We start from the raw sequence: 19,102 nt of genomic DNA, 5'->3' as shown, positions 1-19,102 counted from the left end.
GCTTCGGATTTCTCCACTTCGGCCGAAATGACGTCCATATAAACAACTGATAATCAGTATAATTTTTAGCACGTAAAAATTCAGACGTCATCTCGATCCGATAGCTATCGTATGGAACGCAGTGGAATGGAGAGATCTATATCGAGACAGATTAGCTTCGCTGAGCACTTCATTGCACCCGACAACTATCAGGTCCAGTTGAAATGACGGTTACTCTAAAGATTCTACACAATACCTATCCCCGCTATCCGTAATCTGAGGAAAAAGAAAATCTATATGAACATTTGAAGCCTTTTGGTGTTCATCATATAGAAAAATCAAACAGATTATGAATATCGAATTACGTAAACTAACGCTCGAAGATTACGCAGACCTTAAAGAATCTATGCTGCAAGCTTATGATAGCATGGGCGGTTCCATCTGGCCAAAATCGAGCATTGCAAAACTTTTAAATATTTTCCCTGAAGGGCAACTCTGCATCGCTGTTGATGATAAAGTGGTGGCCTGTTCGCTTGCCATTATAGTAGATTACGATGAATATGGAGATCGGCATACTTATAAATTAATTACCGGCGATTATTCTTTCTCTACCCACAATCCAAATGGAGATACCCTTTATGGAATTGAAATCTTTGTTCACCCCGAATACCGCGGACTCCGCTTAGGCAGAAGATTATACGAAGCGAGAAAAGAGCTGTGCGAAAGTTTAAACCTTAAAAGCATAATTGCCGGGGGAAGAATTCCGGGATATCATACTTATGCTCAAGAACTGAGTCCGAGGCAGTACATCGATAAAGTAAAAGCAAAAGAAATTTACGATCCAACGCTTACTTTCCAGATCTCTAACGATTTTCACGTAAGGAAAGTGCTTAAAAATTACCTCCCAGGCGATAAAGAATCTAAAGAATATGCCACGCTTATTGAGTGGAACAATATTTATTATCAAGGTGTAGATGCCTCAGCGCGTTCTGCCATGACCATCCGATTGGGCTTAGTGCAGTGGCAAATGCGTTTATTCCCGGATATGGAATCGTTTTACGAACAGGTAGAGTTTTTTGTTGATGCAGTAAGCGGCTATAAATCAGATTTCATCATGTTTCCCGAACTGTTTAATACGCCTTTGCTCCAACCATACAACAACCTGCCAGAAATTGAAGCCATGCGCAAGCTTGCAGAAAAAACGGAAGAGATTGTTCAAAAAATGCACGAATATGCCTTGAGCTACAACGTAAACATCATTACGGGCAGCATGCCCCTACTGGACGATGGCAAACTTTATAACGCCACTTACCTTTGCCACCGCACCGGTAAAATAGATGAATACCGAAAAATACACATCACACCGAACGAGCAAAAGTATTATGGAATGATTGGTGGGGATAAGGTACAGGTTTTTGATACCGATTGTGGTAAAGTGGGCATTTTGATCTGCTACGATGTAGAATTTCCTGAATTAAGCCGTATTTATGCAGATCAGGGCATGCAGATTTTATTTGTACCCTTTTTAACCGACACCCAGAATGGTTATACGCGTGTTCGCCATTGCGCACAGGCCAGGGCTATAGAAAATGAATGTTATGTGGCCATTGCGGGCTGTGTGGGTAATTTACCCAAAGTAAATAATATGGATATCCAGTTTGCACAATCGGCGGTTTTTACCCCTTCTGATTTTGCATTTCCTACCAATGCGATAAAAGCCGAAGCCACGCCTAATACCGAAATGGTTTTAGTGGTTGATGTTGATTTACATTTATTAGATGAGTTGCACCATTACGGTACGGTAAAGGTTTTAAAAGACCGAAGAAACGACCTCTATCAGGTTAAACTGTTAAAATAGCGTTAAAAAGAAAATGCCGGTCACATCACTAACCGGCATCTTTCATTCAAATCTAAAGCTAATTATTTTCTCATGGCAAACCATACGATGAGGCCAATGATAATAAGAATTGGTAAAATCCATTTCAGCGCCTGCCCTGCACCATTCTCATCTTTTTCAGTAACGGCAGGTTTTGCGGGCCCTGGATCTTGTTTATGACTTTCATAATCTTTTTCAATAGGTTTAGGAGCTGCTCCTGTTTCCGTATGTTTTGGATCTATATTTTCCATTATTTTATACGTTAATGTCTTCTCTTTTCAAATCAAATTCGATGTTGAAGAACGATAATTAATTAATTTAGTTTCTGTATTTAGAACAACCTATTAGTGAAAATGTTTTAAATAGAAGCCTTATCTTTGCAAACTGGTGTACAACAATTCTGCAAAATATAGTCAACTGATAAAAGATGAAGCACTGCGTTTGGGCTTTTTGGCCTGTGGCATATCCAAAGCCGAATTTTTGGAGGAAGAAGCACCCCGGCTCGAAAAATGGTTAACCCAAAACCACCACGGCGAAATGAAGTACATGGAAAACTACTTTGATAAACGCCTCGATCCACGCTTATTGGTTGATGGGGCTAAATCGGTAATTTCCTTATCCTTAAACTATTACACAGAAGAAAAACAAGCAGACCCTAATGCGCCAAAAATCTCTAAATATGCATACGGCCAGGATTACCACACGGTGATCAAAGATAAGCTGAAAGAACTGACCCATTTTATCGAAACACATATTGGAGAAGTTTCGGGAAGGGCCTTTGTTGATTCGGCACCGGTTTTAGACCGCGCTTGGGCCAAAAAATCAGGAATTGGCTGGATCGGCAAAAATTCTAACCTCATCAGCAAAACCAATGGATCATTTTTCTTTCTCGCCGAATTAATTATAGACCTGGAACTGGATTACGATCACCCCTATCAGGCTGATTACTGTGGAAGCTGCACACGCTGTTTAGATGCCTGCCCTACAGATGCCATAATTGCCCCGCAGATTGTTGATGGTACTAAATGTATCTCCTATCTGACCATCGAACTCAAAAATGAAATTCCGAATGAGTTTAAAGATAAAATGGACAATTGGATGTTTGGCTGCGACATCTGTCAGGATGTTTGTCCCTGGAACCGTTTCTCCAAGCCCCACAGTGAGCGCGCTTTTAATGCGGAGAACGGATTGCTTGAATTGAATTCAAAAGACCTGACAGAAATTACAGATGATGTTTTTAAAAAGGTTTTTAAAGGATCGGCAGTTAAACGCACTAAATATGCTGGTTTAAAGCGGAATATCGATTTTCTGAAACCCAATAAATGAGAAAATTAATTACAATCTGTTTGTGGCTCCTAATGGTCACATCTGTAAATGCTCAAGTGCTTAAGCTAAAAAAAAGAAAACCCAATGCATTAACTGGTAAAGCATTTGCCTTGAGTATAAGCGATAGTACTTTAAGCTTGATGGATCGCGAGCAGCTCATTTTCAGAGAAATTAAAAATGGGAATGTACCCGATTTTTTGAGGAAGCTTGTAAAAATCGAAACCGGGTGGACCAATAATGGCCAAACCTATGCTATCTGTTATTACGTACTCCCCGATTACATGGCGATTGGTAATAACGAGGACTTTTTCTATGTACCGATGACGCCTATTTTGGCGCAAAAAGTGGCCCATCTCACCAAATGTTTATTGCCTACTAAACTTTTGGTCGACCGTATTTATGCCGAATCTAAAATTAAACTGGCTCCGCAACCGATAGCACCCACAAAAGCAATGACAACCGTACCCGTTTTTATTGCACATACTGATTCTATATTGAAACAGTTTGAATTAAAATTCCTCAACCGTCAATCTGGTGAATTGACAGCTGGAAACAAAAAAGACGTTATAATTTCGAATAAAATTTATGGAGAAAAAACGCCGAGGGTAGTTATTTATGGCTGGCACAAATTAGATGGAAAAGCAATTCAGCCCGTTTACAATAAACACACTAACACATGGGCCGATTATAGCCATGGCATTAGGTTAATCCAAAACAAAATATACGTTAACCACAAAAAGGCCTCTCTTAAAAAAGTTTTAAGAGAGGCCGTCCTTTGCCCTATTTTTAGCGATGAAGGGATAATAAATAAACCTTACTATCCTCTTTTCAAATCTTATTAATCTTCGTTCAATTATTATCTGCTGTTATAACTTATTATTGATGATTTTCTAGTTTACTGCCGTCACCCTGATCCGATAACTATCGGATATATTTCAGGGTCTATCCTGGCAGGAAAGATGCTAAAACAAGTTCAGCATGACGATCGACTTAGCCAAAAAGATTAAAAATTGTCATTACAAATAAAATATCAATAGGACTCAGGCTATTAGTTTACAGAAAAACTGTTGTCGCTTTTAACCTTATCTGGCGTATGCGGATTTCCCATCACTACTTTAGCCAATTTTTTGGTGGTTTTCACCTCAATGGCAACCTGCTTATTTCCACTTTCCCAAACACCGATTGTACTGTGGTTATGCGACGTTGTACCATCATCATAATTTAAAGCTAAATCAATTGGTAAAGGCTTGGTTCCTTTGTTTTCAATGGTAACGGTGTATCCGTTTGTAGTTTTATCTACTGCTTTTATGGCCATATCGGTAACGCCGCCTTCAAAAAACCAGGCTTTCCAAAACCAGTTTAAATTTTTACCGCTACCTTCGTTTATGCTATTAAAAAAGTCGTATGGCATTGGGTGTTTGCCGTTCCAGTTCCTAATATAGGTATGTAAAGCCTTGGTAAACAGTTCATCGCCTAAATAATCCTTAACAAACAGATAAGCTAAACCTGGTTTTGGGTAAGAATTGGTAAACGATCCAGATCCTTTCAAATCAGGGGTTAATGTCATAATCGGTGTATCGTCTTTTCCACCCGAAGATGAAGCCGTTGGCTGAACGCCATATTCATCTACGATAGTAGAATCTATCATCGGAGAGATTAACCACTCGCCAATGGTAGCCCAGCCTTCATCCATCCAACCATATTTGGTTTCGTTTATGCCCATGTAAAAGGGGAACATGGTATGAAAAATTTCATGGTCAGTAAGGGTAATGGCATCCACGCGGTTATCAACCGGGTTATCGTTCACCATCATTGGGTATTCCATCTGGTCCAGGCCATCAAATATCGTTTCGTGGTTATAAGGAAATGGCCATTTCGGAAAACTGTAGCTCATGGCATGTACAGTTTTGCGGGCAAAATCAATTACCTCGTAATAATCTTTATGTTTTGGATTAAAAACAGCATCAACACGGGTTCTTCTTTTGGTTTTAGGGTCTACCACCAAGCTGCTCGATTTCCAGAGGTAATGGTCGCTCAAAGCAAACACAAAATCAGTTACATTTTTAGCTTCAAATTTAAACGTATTGAAAGCATTGGGCTGGGTTACCTTTTTGTCAGCCAGATCTTTATCCGTAATTACATCTATGACCGCATCATTTTTTTCAGCAGATAACAGCCTAGAAACGATGTCTTTCTGAAAAACTTCTGATGGATTTTTTAGGTCGCCGGTTGCCCAAACACCAAAACCTCCAGGCACTGTAATGGATGCATTAAACTGATCGAAATCATTGTAAAACTCTTCAGCTCCGGTATATGGAAATTTATTCCAGCCATCTACATCATCGTAAACGGCTATACGTGGAAAGAAATACGCTACAAAATGCGATCCCTCATCTACTTGACCGGTACGCATATGTGATCCCTTATTTAAAGTATAACTATAATCGATAGAAAAAGAGATTGTTTTACCTGGCAGCACCGCCGTAACATCAACCGTCATATTGGTTCCGTCTATTTTAAAATTGGTAATGCTTTTTCCATTTGCAGCCAGCTGTGATATCGCTACACCCTCTCCCAAATCAGATTCGGCAAACTTCGCTTTTCTCGGTATTCCCTTTTTATAAAGATTGGGATAAAGCTTAAACCATATTTCTTTCAAAGTATCAGGACTATTGTTGGTATATGTTACCTGTACTTTACCTTTTAACAACCGGCTAGCCGGATTAAAATCGACCGCCAAATCGTATTTGGATGTATTTTGCCAGTAATTTTTACCTGGCTTTCCATTGATGTTCCTGGTTTCCTTTTGATACGTTTTGGTAAAAACAGGCTCAATTGGCAAGGTTGTTTGCGCACTGGCATAAACGCTGGCACACAATAAAAAGCTTACTATTTTAATATATTTCATTGCTTAATTTTTAACCACAGATGAACACAGATCAACACAGATTTTTATCACAAAGCTAATAGCCATTCATCATCCTCTTAATCTCAACTCTCGGTTTCCCAAAATTGATTAACAATCCACATCTTCTATTGCAGGCAACTAAATAGTTCATCAACTGTGCTTGATGAACCTCATTTAATTCTTTTATCGCTTTAATTTCAACTATAATCTCATCTTCAACAACTAGATCCGCAAAGTACTCACCAACAATTTGGTTGTCGTAAAAAACAGGTAAGGGCTGTTGTTTAATTACAGAAAAGTTTGATTTTACTATTTCTAAAAACATGGCATTTTCATAAACCTTTTCAAGAAAGCCTGAACCTAGGGTATTCGAAACAATATAAGCTGCTCCAATTATTTTCTCCGTTATAGAATTAAGCCTATCCAAATCAAACAACTATCTGTGTTTATCCTTTTTATCTGTGGTTCAAATAAATTTATTTACCAAACTTCATTTTCAGTTGTTCCAGCATATCGGTATTAATGGGTTCTGCTGGTTTTTCTGGTTTAGGTTGAGGTTTTTTCGGGTATGGCGGTTTCTGGGCTGCAGGGATACTGTTTTGAGGCCTCACTGTCTTGTTCTCATTCTTTTTGGCGTTAAATTTTGCCCACTCCTCATCCAGTTTTTTCTTGGTGTATAGCGGAAAATCGCCCTGTTTCATCCAGGCATAATAACTTGGCTCAACAGAAAATACCTGGAAGGTCGTTTTGCCCTTATGTTTACCAAAATTAAAGCACACTTCATCATCATCATTATAAACCAATCTTCCGGCAAAATCTACCGGTTTATTAATATTGGTAAAAACGTGCAGGGCATCTACATCATTCACAACCGGAACGCTCTTTACACCTTGTTTATTTTCAAATTCTGTTTCCTTGTACATTTCTAACTGCCCAAGCAATACCTTATATGTGGCTATTACATCGGCTTCTGCAGCGTGCGCATTAACCAGATCTTCCTGGCAATAAAATTTGTACGCTGCTTTTAAGGTACGCTGCTCCATTTGGTGAAATATGTTTTGCACATCAACAAACTTGCGGTCTTTCATATCAAAATCCACTTCAGCCCTTAAAAATTCTTCTAAAAGCATCGGGATATCAAATTTATTTGAGTTATACCCTGCCAAGTCGCTTTCGCCAATAAATTCGGCAATCTCTGCTGCCAAAGTTTTAAAAGTTGGTGCATCTGCAATATCTTCATCATAAATACCGTGTATTAATGAAGTTTGCAACGGGATTGGCATTTCGGGATTTACACGCCAGGTTTTAACAATTTCAGAACCATCTGGCATAGCTTTTAAAACTGCAATTTCTACAATTCTATCGGCTCCAACATTTATTCCAGTAGCTTCTAGGTCAAAAAATGCTAAAGGGCGTTTTAAATTTAATTTCATTTCGTTTGATGTGAGATTGGCGACATTAGATATGGGATCGGAATGTCAAATTCTTTTTTTTCAAAAATGCTAAAAAGGTTTCATTAGTTAGGTAAAAGCCCTTTAATTAATTATAAATTTAATTTTCAAATTATTTTAGAATATTGATCGGTACCACTAAATTGCGGCAATTTACATACGCTCTAAATGAAAAATACATTAATTTTAGTACTCTTACTTTTCTTATCCTTAACTACTAAAGCCCAGAACTTTAATTACGGTGCCATTACTTTTGATGACTATGAATTTGATAGAAAAACAATAGACAGTAATGCCAATGCCGTTGTTCTAAAAGAGTTTGGTACAGCTTCCATCCAGCGCGATGACAATACGGGCAGTTTGGAGCTGATTTTTGAGCACCACGTTAAAATCAAAATCTACAACAAAGAGGGCTTTAAAGAAGCGAATATCATTATTCCAACCTATAAAGACGATACGCGGGAAGAAACCATCAGCGATTTAAAGGCTTCTACCTTTAATTTTATCGGGAACAGTTTTATAGAAACCATAATGGATAAAAAGGCTGTTTTTACCGAAAACCGATCGAAATACACCCGTTTAACCAAATTTACCCTTCCAAACCTTAAAGAAGGTTCGGTAATAGAATACAGTTACCGTTTAAAATCGCCCAACCTTTTTAATTTCAAAACCTGGGAATTTCAGGGCGATATCCCCAAGGTAATCAGCGAATATCTGGTCTACATTCCAGGGATTTATAACTACAACGTTTCTTTGCGCGGTTTCCAAAAATTAACTGATCAAAAAGTAGAACTCAGCAAAGAATGTTTGCGCTTATCGGGTGCAGCAATAGATTGCTCGAAAATTACTTACCTCATGAAAAATATACCCGCTTTTATTGAGGAGGATAATATGACTGCGCCGAGCAACTTTAAATCAGCTATTTATTTTGAACTTTCGGATGTTCAGAACCTGAACGGCGGCAAAACTTCTTATACCAAAACCTGGAAAGATGTAGACTATGAACTTACGTCAGATAAATCACTAGGCTCGCAAATGAAAAGGAAGGATGTTTTCAAAGATCTTATTCCCGAAATAACAAAGGGCACTACCGATGATCTTGAAAAAGCAAAATCGATTTTTTATTACATCAAAAAGCAGATCAAGTGGGATAATTATTATGGTAAATATGCGCAGGATAACATTAAGAAAGCGCTCGAATCGAGATCGGGAAATGTTGCAGATATAAATTTGAGTTTAATTGCAGCGCTCTCTGCCGCAAATTTAGATGCCGAAGCGGTTATCCTATCAACACGTGATAACGGTACGGTAAATAAACTGTATCCGGTAATCAGCGATTTTAATTATTTGGTAGCCAAGGTAAATATAGGCGACAAAAGTTACCTTTTAGATGCTACAGAACCGCTTCTACCCTTTGGTTTGTTGCCACTTAGGTGTATAAACGATCAAGGCAGGGTAATCAATTTAAAAAAACCATCGTATTGGATCGATTTAAAAGCCAGTCAAAAAACGGTTACCAATTACATCCTCAGCGGAAAAATGACAACCGATGGAAAGATTTTAGGCACGCTTACCACACATTCTTTGGGTTACGCCGCCTACAATAAACGAAAAGACATTCTGCGTTATAGCTCTGCTGATGAATATGTAGAAAAATTGGACGAACGCTTAACCAAAATCAAAATCCTGGAACACCAGATTTCTAATCTGGACAGCGTAGAAAATGTATTGACAGAAAAGTACGAGGTAGAGTTTACGGTTAACGATGGGTCTAATAATAACCAGTTTTACTTTAGTCCCTTCTTTATTAATCCGATATCGAAAAACCCTTTTAACCTGAACGAAAGAACCTATCCAGTAGATTTAGGTGCAGCATCAGACGAGCGGATTACCATTCATATTGCCTTACCGGAGAAATACCAATTGTTAGAAAAACCAAAAGATATGGCCATTGCTTTGCCCAATGCCGGCGGCAGATATTTATTGCAGACCAATTTGGAAGAAGATAGAATATCGTTGAGCCAGATTTTACAGTTCAACAACGCTATTTACCAGCCAGAGGATTATCTTTTTTTAAAGGAATTTTACAGCAGGATTATCCAGAATCAAAAGACAGAATTTTTATTAAAAAAGTAAAGCAGATGAAATTTTTAGGTGCCCTTTATTTTTTACTGCTAACCTCTTTTATCGGTTTTGCCCAGGATAATTATGATACCGATCTTATTCCGGCCATTATGCGTAACCGTGCCAATGCCTGTATCCGGACCGATGAAACCACAATAGATATGCGCTCGCCGGATAATGTAATGATGAACGTTAAAAAAGCGATTACCGTTTTTAACCAGAACGGTGAAGACGAAGCGCGGTTGGTGATTTATTATGATAAAAACATCTCAATAAAAAGTATAAAAGGCGAAGTTTATAATGCTGTAGGTAAACCGGTTACCAAATTTACCCAGAACGATTTTAGCGATGTAAGTGCAGCCGATGGATTTTCGCTTTTTGTGGATAGCCGCATCAAACATTATCTCCCATCGGTAAATCAGTACCCTTATACAGTTGTTTATACTTATGAGGTGCGGAATAAACAGAACCTTATTATCCCTGATTGGACCCCAAAACCGGCAAACGACGTTTCAGTAGAAAAAAGCACCTATACTTTTATCTGTAAGCCAAACGATCTGGTTAGGATAAAAACACAAAATTACGCTGGGACACCAGAGGTGAGTACTGATGAGAAGCAGAAAAAAACAATATGGAAGGTAAGCAACGTGCCTGCTGTTAAAACAGAACCTTACAGCCCCGATCCTGAAACGTATAGCACCAACATCCAGATTGCCCCACAAGATTTTACCTATTACAACCATAAAGGTTATTACACCAATTGGCAAGAGCTGGGCAAATGGATATATGCCGATTTGCTTAAAGAGCGGACATCGCTACCTACCAGCACCATGCAAATGGTTAAGGACCTGGTAAAAACTGAGAAAACAGATAAGGATAAAGCACGCAAAATTTATCAATATTTACAGGAAAAAACCAGGTATATCAGTGTTCAGATAGGTATTGGCGGTTTTCAGCCCATTGCGGCCAGCGAAGTAGACCGTTTGGGCTATGGAGATTGCAAAGCCCTGGTAAATTACATGCAGAGCTTGCTCAGTGCTGCAGATATCGAATCTTATTATTGTGTTGTAGAAGCTGGTTCGGAGAAAAAAAGCCTCAATGCCAACTACGCCAGCATGGCACAGGGCAACCACATTATTTTGTGTATGCCTTTAAAAGGCGATACCACCTGGCTGGAGTGTACCAGTCAGAAAATTCCATTTGGCTTTTTAAGCGATTTTACCGACGACAGGATTGTACTGGCCTGTACGCCGGAAGGAGGCAAACTGTTGCATACGCCCAAGCTAACCACAGCGGCAAACCTGCAGATCCGCAATGCACAGTTAACCATCCAGGCCGATGGAAATGTTACCGGAAAAATGAATACCGTTTATTCAGGTGCGCAGTACGATAACCAAGAATCACTTATCGGGAAACCGCTTACTGAGCAGCACAAACTATTAAAAGAAGCTTACAATATCGATAATATTGATTTTGAATCGGTTAGCCTTCATCAGAATAAAGATATCGATCCTAAATTAACAGAAGAAGTAAGCATTAACATCAGAAATTATGCTCCCTTAAACGGAAACAAAATGTTTTTGCAGCTCAATGCCTTCAACATCAAAAAATCAGTACCCGAAATCAGAAATAGAACCTTACCGGTGTACATTAACCGTGGTTACACAGATGAGGATACCATTGTTTACACATTGCCCGATAATGTAGATGCCACGCTGATATTGGCTAATGATAAAACATTTAAAAGTGTTTTTGGCCAGTACATCAGTAAAACCAGCATAACGGGTAACAAACTAACTTATTACCGTAAATTCATTTTAAACGATGGCACATTTCCGGCTGAAGGATATGCTGAATTTTCTAAATTTATTAATGATGTAAATTCTGCGGATTATTTAAAACTTGCGCTTAGCTTAAAAAAATAATGCCTAGGGCAATACCAATAATCATGATGAGGTACATTAAGATTTCTGTTGATGCAAAGCGCTTGTACTTTGTCCAGAAGGAATAATCATTTTCTTGGTTGGGCATCTTGTGAATTTATGCCGCAAAAATAACTAAATAGATTTAATTTCGGGTTTGTAGGTTGTAATCTGTTTAGCCATTCCCTTAAATAATACGATATGGAAGGGCCACATGGCATACCAATATAGCCTGCCCCATAAACCCTTTGGCCTAAATGTAGCTATTTGCGATAAAAATGCCTTTCCATGAAATTCTATTAGTTTCAGCTCGAGCCAGGCCTCACCCGGTACTTTCATTTCGGCGTACAACAATAATCTTTTGCTTTTTTTATCTGCTAGCAGCACACGCCAAAAATCCAGTACATCACCTGCCTGAAGATCGGTATTGCTTGTTCTCCCCCTTCTGGTACCTACCCCGCCAAACATTTTATCCAAAAAGCCGCGAAATTGCCAAAGCCAATCCATGTAATACCAGCCCCTATTGCCGCCAATGCTCCAAATATTTTCGAAAACTTCCTCAGCTTTCCGTTCAAACGGCATTTTAACTTTATATTCCAAAGTCCCATTTTGAGGCACTTTAATCTGGTCCATAAAATTAGAATTCAGGTAACCGCGGTTTAAAGCATCTTTCCAGCTCGAAACGATAGAATTCTGATCGATTTTTTCGAAGGCCAGATGCAGTGATTCCTGGTAGGTTAAACAATTTCTTGGTACCACATCGTGAATATGGCTATCCTTACAAACCACTTCATTTTTCATGCTATCTACCAAACTTCTGGCCAACGAGTAAGGCACTGGCGTAATCATGTTCAGCCAGAGCGAAGATAATCTTGGCGTTAAAACCGGAACGGTAACAATCCACCTCTTCAGTCCACGGGCTTTGGCATAACCCAAAAGCATTTCCCGATAGGTTAAAATATCTGGTCCACCGATATCGAAAGTTTGGTTGTAGGCCTTTTCGTTATACAACACCCCAGTTAAATAAGCTAAAACATCACGGATGGCAATGGGCTGACAGCGGGTTTCTACCCACTTGGGCGTAATCATAAAAGGGATCTTTTCGGTTAAATCCCTGATGATTTCGAACGAAGCACTCCCTGAGCCGATTATTATGGCAGCCCTTAAAATGGTACAGGCTTTACCCGATGATTTAAGCTTTTCTTCCACCGCAAGGCGAGAACCTAAATGAGTAGATAAATGTTCATCGTTGGCAATGCCTGTTAAATAAATAATCTGCTTGCAATTCGTCTTCTGTATTGCTGCCGAAAAATTTTCGGAAGATGTCTTTTCCATATCCGAAAAACCGCCCTGACTGGATGACATGGAATGTACCAGATAATACGCAACATCTATATCTGCAGGGATTTCGTTTAAACTTTCTGCCTGGAGTAAATCACCAGCAATAACCTTCACCTGATCGCTTAAATCAGATGCGGATATAAACCTTCGCTTATCGCGCACCATACAAACCACCTCATGCTTTTCTTCGAGCAAAAGCGGAAGTAACCTGGTGCCGATATAGCCATTTGCCCCTGTTAGTAGAATTTTCATGATCAAGCAGTTTTAGAGATAACAGCAAATAAAAGGCTTTGTTAGGATTATCGCGCAGATTAGGTAAAAAATTCATTCCTAAAAGCTATATATCAAGGTTTTAAGTCACCTGATTGTAAAACCAGTTGTATTTCTTGTACTACAAAATTGATCTGGGCAACATTTACGTATTTCATCCGTATAAATAACTCATTATCATACTATACTGAATGAAGAGACACATCCTGGGCATTGCTACGGTTTTATTAGCGGGTATGAGCATTGTCGGAACAAGTTGGAAAGCCGTGGAGCTTCCACAAACACAGCAACAAACAGTAAAAAACATCAGTGCTGATAGCCTCTACAGCCGGTACATCCTAAATCTATACCGCACGGTACATTTAGATTCTGCAGGCTTAAACGAACAGGTTTTTGAAAAAGCGTTAACTGGTTTCTTCAACATGAAATATTCTGGTTTGCTGCACGAAAAATCGATTTTGACCATTGCCGATTTTGATCAGGAGAGCACTAAAAAACGGCTGTATATCATTGATTTAGAAAAGAAAAAGCTTTTGCTTAACACTTGGGTAGCACACGGACAAAACAGTGGTGGCGATAAACCTGCCTTCTTTTCCAACCAAATCAATTCCAATCAAAGCAGTTTGGGTTTCTATTTAACCGGCGAGGTTTATTTTGGCAAACACGGCCGTTCACTCAAATTAGATGGCATGGACCAAGGCTTTAACAATAATGCGAGAGAAAGATCCATTGTGGTACATGGTGCAGCATATGTTTCGCAGCAAACCATTAACCAATTGGGCAGATTGGGCAGAAGTCAGGGCTGCCCTGCGGTTCCCGCTAAATTGGCCAATCAGGTTATCAATACCATTTCCGATCGTACGGTACTGTTTATCAACAATTCAGACCAGTATTATAACTCCGCATTTTTAAACGAAACATTGGCCGCCAGTGTAGCTTTAAACCAGGAAGAGGTTTTAGCGGCCCAGGTTGATTAGTATTTTTTGATCTGTTTAGCATTGAGGTTTTTGGGCAGTAACCAGATGAAAAAGGGTTTACAGTTGGCGAGCAGATCCCAAACCCAGCGGTTACTGTCTACACCCTTTTCGCCACAATCTACAATCTCGGCACGTTTCAATAATTTACTTACCAAAGCTTTAATCCATTTGATCTGAACCAAACGGTTAAATGATAAGCCCAGATAATCGCAATAAACATGCACCAATATTTCTACAATTAAAGAGTTGTTGGAAATAGCCAGTGCCTTTCCAAATTGTGCCGCATAATCGGCCTTAATCGAATTTACCATCAGCTCAAAACGTGCATTGGCCTTTCCATCTATAAACCGCCAAAGCTCAGCATTGCTATACACCCTGATTAAACCAGGCTCGAGCCTAACTTTAACCTCACAATCAGCCAATTCGTAAATTCTATCCATTCAGTTGAAAATCATTTTAGGGGTTAGATCAATTAAATACCCATTTGTTAATTAAATTAATAAAAATATATAACCCTATCATTGACAATGTTATCGGCCAATTGTTTAGTCTAAATGGGGGTTAATAGCCATTGTGAGTAATTTTTTTAATCCTTTGCCGATATTTTGAGCATATTTGGGGTTTGAAAAGATAAGCCGATTAATGAAGATTGTAATTGCAGAAAAGCCCTCTGTTGGCCGAGAACTTGCCAAAGTTTTTGGAGCAACCACCAGAAAAGATGGATACATTGAAGGTAAAGGATATTCTTTTACCTGGGCATTTGGGCACCTTTTACAATTGGCACCACCACAGGATTATGGCTTTATTGGCTGGCGGAAGCAACATTTGCCCATGCTGCCCCAAAAATTTAAACTGGCCATTCGAAAAATAAAAACCAAGGATGGCTTTGTTGAAGATCCGGCCGTAAAAAAACAGCTCGAAACCATTAAAAAGCTTTTTGATGAGGCTACTGAAATTATTGTGGCAACGGATGCCGGGCGCGAAGGCGAACTGATTTTCAGGTATATTTATTATTACCTAAAATGCAAAAAACCTTTTAAGCGCCTGTGGATCTCATCACAAACCGACGAAGCCATTAAGGATGGATTTAGAAATTTAAAACCCGGGACAGATTACGATACTTTATTCAATTCGGCACATTGCCGGTCAGAATCTGACTGGTTGGTGGGCATGAATGCTACCCAGGCGTTGAGTATTTCTGCAGGTAATAGAACCGTACTTTCGCTGGGAAGGGTGCAAACCCCTACCTTGGCCATGATTTGCGCCCGTTTTTTGGAAATCAAAAATTTTGTACCGCAAACTTATTATCAGATCAGCATTCTGCTCAGCAAAGAAGAACAGGTTTTTAAAGCCATATCTACCTCGAATTATAAAGATAAGGAAGAAGTTGAGAAACTATTTGCACTGGTAGAAGATGTGGCTTCAGGATTTGCTACTGGGGGTAACATTACGGCGGTAGAAGCCAAACCAAGAAAAGAGCCGCCACCGCTTTTGCACGATTTAAGTAGTTTACAACAGGAAGCCAATAAGAAGAAAGGCTATACAGCCGATCAAACCCTTAACATTTTACAGAACCTGTACGAGAGCAAACTCGTATCTTATCCACGTACGGGCTCACGTTATATTGGCGATGATGTTTATGCGGGCGTACCCGATCTGATTGCGAAATTTACCGACCACCCTGATTTTGGCAAGCAGGCACAGTTTCTACAAACTGTTAGCTTAAATAAAAGAAGTGTAAACGCGAAGAAAGTAACCGATCACCATGCTGTTTTGCCAACAGGCGAGCAAGCCTACGGATTAAGCCCCGATAAACAAGCTGTATATGATATGGTTGTTGGGCGGATGATCGAGGCATTTCACCAGGAATGTTTAAAGGAACTCACCAAAATAACCATTCAATCGGGCATTACCTTTATTGCCAATGGAACAGTAATCCGATCTGCCGGCTGGCGTTCGGTTTTTAACGATCCTGAAGATGATAAAAAGGACGAGGATAACGCTGCCCTGCCCAAGGTAGCTGTTGGCGAGCAATTGCCAATTACCGAAAAATCCTTATTGGAAAAGCAGACCAAGCCAAAGGCCATGTACAATGAAGCTTCGTTGTTAAAGGCTCTCGAAACCTGCGGCAAGGAAATTGAAGATGAAGAGCTGCGCTACGCCATGAAAGACAGCGGATTAGGTACTCCTGCTACCCGTGCATCTATTATTGAAACCTTAATTACCAGGGAGTATATTACCCGCGAAAAACGGAACCTTGTACCAACCAATAAAGGTTTAGCCGTTTACGAAGTGGTTAAAGATAAACAGATTGCCCAGGCCGAACTTACCGGACAATGGGAAAAAAGGCTCGAAGAAATACGCTCTGGCTCTTCGGTTAAAGACTTTAAATCGGAAATTACAGAATATACCAAAATGATTACCAACGAGCTGCTTATTGCTGGCGCCAGTATTTCGGGTAAAATTAATGAAGAGAAGAAACTAGAAAAAGCTTAACCGAAAACACTGCTAATTACCTGTTCAATAGCAGTTCCCATACTTTCGTCTTTTTGAACAAAGCCAATTGCACCGGCAGCATAATACTGTTGTTCTAGCATGGCTTTATCGTTGCCGCTAAACATACACACTTTAATATGGGGCTGGATGCTTAATATTTGGCTAACTGTTTTAGGGTTGCTATCCCCTTTTGGCATATTGATATCCAACAACAGAAAATCAACCTGCTGCTGTTCAAGCAGCTTAAGTGTGTCTGGTAAATTCGCCGTTTCTAAAACAACTGGTGAAGCAAACAGCCTAGTAAAGAAACGCTTCATCAAGAGTCTCATTATCTCACTGTCATCGGCAATAAGAATTTTAGCGTTTTCGATCATTTAAAGGGATGGGATGATTAGGCCAAATATATCATTTATTCAGTTTTCTTTCCTTAATAAGCCAAAAGTAACTACATATCCATAAATTCCCAAGCACTGTGGTAGGCATTTAATGCTTCGGTATATTGAATAAATTCGGCATAGAATTTAGATTTAGATAGCGTAGAACTGTCTCCAATTACCACCAGTTTTTTCCTGGCCCTCGTCATGGCCACGTTCATTCTACGTGTATCGGCTAAAAAGCCTATGCTACCTTCAGCATTGCTACGTGTTAAACTAATGTATACCACATCACGTTCCTGCCCTTGAAAACTATCGATGGTATTTACCGAAATTTTATCCCTGTAGGCGGTCAATGTATCATTTTCCCGTATTAATGCATTTAAAATCTGTACCTGCTGCTTGTAGGGAGAAACAATCGCGATAGACGGAAATTGATTCAGCAATTGAACTGCTGGCAAATTGCTGATCAGATTGCTCAGGTGCTTAACCAAAAAAGCAGCTTCATCAGGGTTAGTGGTACTTGTACCATCCATTTTTTCATCAAAGCTACATCCTGCTGTATCGATAAAATTAATGGCTGTATCAAATTCAAAAAGTACATGATCAGCAACTGTATGGTGCGCTTTTAATTCATTATTGTAAAACACTTTCGATGAATAGCCCATAATATGCTTATTCATCCTATACTGCTCGTTTAAAAGCACCACGGCTTCTGGATGAAGGCTGGCCGTTTTTTCGAGCAAAGTATTGCTTAGGCCATTCTTGGCTGCTTCATTCGATTTTATGGTTGGCGATAACTGAAAATGATCGCCGGCCAATATCACTTTTTGTGCTTTTAAAATGGGGATCCAACAAGCTGGTTCAAGTGCTTGCCCGGCCTCATCAATTACAATGGTATTGTATTTTAAGCTTTTAACCGTGTAGTGGTTTGCACCTACCAAAGTTGCCGTAATAATCTGTGCTTTGGTAAACAGATTATCCATAATATACTGTTCCGTTTTTTCTACTTCTTTACCAATTTTATGTGCCTCATCGAACAGGGCCTTGCGCTGCTCGCGTTCTGCTTTGCCAAAACTGCGTTTGTATTTGTGGGCCATATTTTTGTATTCACTGGCCTGTTTTTTAAGTGCTTTTATGGTTTTCATTTCGGGGTGCCCGGCCATTTGATGATCTAATGTAGCCGCTTGCAACCTTTCTGATACCCTTGCTGGGTTACCCACCCTAATTACGTTTAAACCTGCAGCAGATAGCTTTTCGGTAAGCAGATCTACAGCGGTATTGCTCGGTGCTACTACCAAAATCTTCTGGTTACTGTGCTTGGCCAAAGCCTGTATGGCGTGTACAAGTGTTGTGGTTTTACCTGTTCCGGGCGGGCCATGCACAATGGCCAAATGATCTGCAGCCACGATCTTATTCACCGCCAATTGCTGAGATCCGTTTAAGGTATTGGGAATGATAAATTTCTCTTCACCACCAAAAGAAGGCTTTTCTCCTTTGGTTAAAATGCGGATCAGTTTATTTTCAGATTCGTTCTCTGCCAGATGCGTTGCCTGCTTAAGGGCATTCTGCATTTCATCGTAACTGTTGTTATCAAACAATAGATCGACCCCAAGTTTACCATCTCTCGTCCAATCGGGCAATTCATCAACCCTGAAACTGATTTTCATCCGGGTTCCGCTCTGATGCGTGATGATCCCTTCAATGCGGTCTTCCTTTGCATCGTGGTTAGAAAACAGTACAACTGATGAGCCAAACCTAAACTGATGCGAAAAATCCTGATGCGTGGTACGCTCAAGCTCTACCGTTAAGTAATCGCCCCGGCCTATCTCCGTATTCCTGATAGCAATGGGATACCAGGTCAGGCCCAATGCCCTCCTATCTGCTGCAGAAGTATTAGCGGTAACTTTTAAGTACGATTGTAAATCTTCTTCACGCTCGATATCAAGCAGGTCCTGAAGTTTTTTAAAATATTCTTTTGGCAAGATTAAAATGGTTAATTGTTTGAATTGATTAACTGGTTTTTAGTCACGATCGTAGGAAAAACTGGCCGGAATT

Annotated in this window: 15 protein-coding genes; 7 read left to right on the top strand and 8 right to left on the bottom strand. The window is 39.7% G+C overall.

Features of this window, described 5'->3' with window-relative positions:
- Positions 1-328 precede the first annotated feature (328 nt).
- Entirely contained in the window at positions 329-1,837 is a 1,509-nt protein-coding gene (locus tag ACS5PU_RS04305; protein ID WP_439458042.1) for a GNAT family N-acetyltransferase, read from the top strand.
- 62 nt (positions 1,838-1,899) lie between these two features.
- Here ACS5PU_RS04305 and ACS5PU_RS04300 read toward each other — a convergent pair whose 3' ends face one another.
- Positions 1,900-2,106, bottom strand: a complete 207-nt coding sequence (locus tag ACS5PU_RS04300) for a hypothetical protein (protein WP_439458041.1) — start codon at positions 2,104-2,106, stop codon at positions 1,900-1,902.
- Positions 2,107-2,242: 136 nt separating this feature from the next.
- Between ACS5PU_RS04300 and queG the strand changes: the two genes are divergently transcribed.
- Both queG and ACS5PU_RS04290 read left to right on the top strand, forming a co-directional pair.
- A complete protein-coding gene (queG, locus tag ACS5PU_RS04295; protein ID WP_439458040.1) occupies positions 2,243-3,181 on the top strand; it encodes a tRNA epoxyqueuosine(34) reductase QueG in 939 nt (312 codons plus the stop codon).
- Between the two features lie 56 nt (positions 3,182-3,237).
- Positions 3,238-4,023, top strand: a complete 786-nt coding sequence (locus ACS5PU_RS04290; RefSeq protein WP_439458039.1) for a hypothetical protein — start codon at positions 3,238-3,240, stop codon at positions 4,021-4,023.
- 206 nt (positions 4,024-4,229) lie between these two features.
- Here ACS5PU_RS04290 and ACS5PU_RS04285 read toward each other — a convergent pair whose 3' ends face one another.
- The 3 genes from ACS5PU_RS04285 to ACS5PU_RS04275 are packed head-to-tail and all read right to left on the bottom strand — an operon-like array spanning position 4,230 to position 7,522.
- Positions 4,230-6,089: a M1 family metallopeptidase gene (locus tag ACS5PU_RS04285; protein WP_439458038.1), complete on the bottom strand. Its 1,860-nt coding sequence runs from the start codon at positions 6,087-6,089 to the stop codon at positions 4,230-4,232.
- A 55-nt stretch (positions 6,090-6,144) separates the two neighbouring features.
- Positions 6,145-6,525, bottom strand: a complete 381-nt coding sequence (locus tag ACS5PU_RS04280) for a GxxExxY protein (protein ID WP_439458037.1) — start codon at positions 6,523-6,525, stop codon at positions 6,145-6,147.
- A 40-nt stretch (positions 6,526-6,565) separates the two neighbouring features.
- Positions 6,566-7,522 (bottom strand): exonuclease domain-containing protein, encoded by a 957-nt coding sequence (locus ACS5PU_RS04275; RefSeq protein ID WP_439458036.1) that lies wholly within the window; start codon positions 7,520-7,522, stop codon positions 6,566-6,568.
- Between the two features lie 186 nt (positions 7,523-7,708).
- Here ACS5PU_RS04275 and ACS5PU_RS04270 point away from each other — a divergent pair, with 186 nt between their 5' ends.
- Both ACS5PU_RS04270 and ACS5PU_RS04265 read left to right on the top strand, forming a co-directional pair.
- Positions 7,709-9,676 carry a transglutaminase domain-containing protein gene (locus tag ACS5PU_RS04270; protein ID WP_439458035.1) on the top strand — a complete coding sequence of 656 codons (1,968 nt, stop codon included), beginning with the start codon at positions 7,709-7,711 and terminating at the stop codon, positions 9,674-9,676.
- A gap of 5 nt (positions 9,677-9,681) precedes the next feature.
- Positions 9,682-11,589: a DUF3857 domain-containing protein gene (locus ACS5PU_RS04265; protein WP_439458034.1), complete on the top strand. Its 1,908-nt coding sequence runs from the start codon at positions 9,682-9,684 to the stop codon at positions 11,587-11,589.
- A gap of 132 nt (positions 11,590-11,721) precedes the next feature.
- Here ACS5PU_RS04265 and ACS5PU_RS04260 read toward each other — a convergent pair whose 3' ends face one another.
- Positions 11,722-13,179, bottom strand: coding sequence for an SDR family oxidoreductase (locus ACS5PU_RS04260; protein ID WP_439458033.1), 1,458 nt, complete (start codon positions 13,177-13,179; stop codon positions 11,722-11,724).
- A 209-nt stretch (positions 13,180-13,388) separates the two neighbouring features.
- Here ACS5PU_RS04260 and ACS5PU_RS04255 point away from each other — a divergent pair, with 209 nt between their 5' ends.
- Positions 13,389-14,174 carry a murein L,D-transpeptidase catalytic domain family protein gene (locus ACS5PU_RS04255; protein WP_439458032.1) on the top strand — a complete coding sequence of 262 codons (786 nt, stop codon included), beginning with the start codon at positions 13,389-13,391 and terminating at the stop codon, positions 14,172-14,174.
- On the opposite strand, the gene ACS5PU_RS04250 is transcribed toward ACS5PU_RS04255, so the two are convergent.
- Complete coding sequence (locus ACS5PU_RS04250; RefSeq protein WP_439458031.1) at positions 14,171-14,614, bottom strand: hypothetical protein; 444 nt, start codon at positions 14,612-14,614, stop codon at positions 14,171-14,173. The two genes, ACS5PU_RS04255 and ACS5PU_RS04250, sit on opposite strands and share 4 nt — an antisense overlap.
- 202 nt (positions 14,615-14,816) lie before the next feature.
- On the opposite strand from ACS5PU_RS04250, the gene ACS5PU_RS04245 reads away from it, so the two are divergent.
- A complete protein-coding gene (locus ACS5PU_RS04245; RefSeq protein ID WP_439458030.1) occupies positions 14,817-16,670 on the top strand; it encodes a DNA topoisomerase 3 in 1,854 nt (617 codons plus the stop codon).
- On the opposite strand, the gene ACS5PU_RS04240 is transcribed toward ACS5PU_RS04245, so the two are convergent.
- Positions 16,667-17,044, bottom strand: coding sequence for a response regulator (locus ACS5PU_RS04240; RefSeq protein ID WP_439458029.1), 378 nt, complete (start codon positions 17,042-17,044; stop codon positions 16,667-16,669). The two genes, ACS5PU_RS04245 and ACS5PU_RS04240, sit on opposite strands and share 4 nt — an antisense overlap.
- Positions 17,045-17,115: 71 nt before the next feature.
- Positions 17,116-19,029: an AAA domain-containing protein gene (locus tag ACS5PU_RS04235; protein WP_439458028.1), complete on the bottom strand. Its 1,914-nt coding sequence runs from the start codon at positions 19,027-19,029 to the stop codon at positions 17,116-17,118.
- Between the last annotated feature and the right edge of the window lie 73 nt (positions 19,030-19,102).

Source organism: Pedobacter sp. GSP4 (assembly GCF_051857575.1).
GTDB lineage: Bacteria > Bacteroidota > Bacteroidia > Sphingobacteriales > Sphingobacteriaceae > Pedobacter.
The sequence above is the reverse complement of the archived record's forward strand: the minus strand, read 5'-3'. Positions and strand labels throughout refer to the sequence as shown.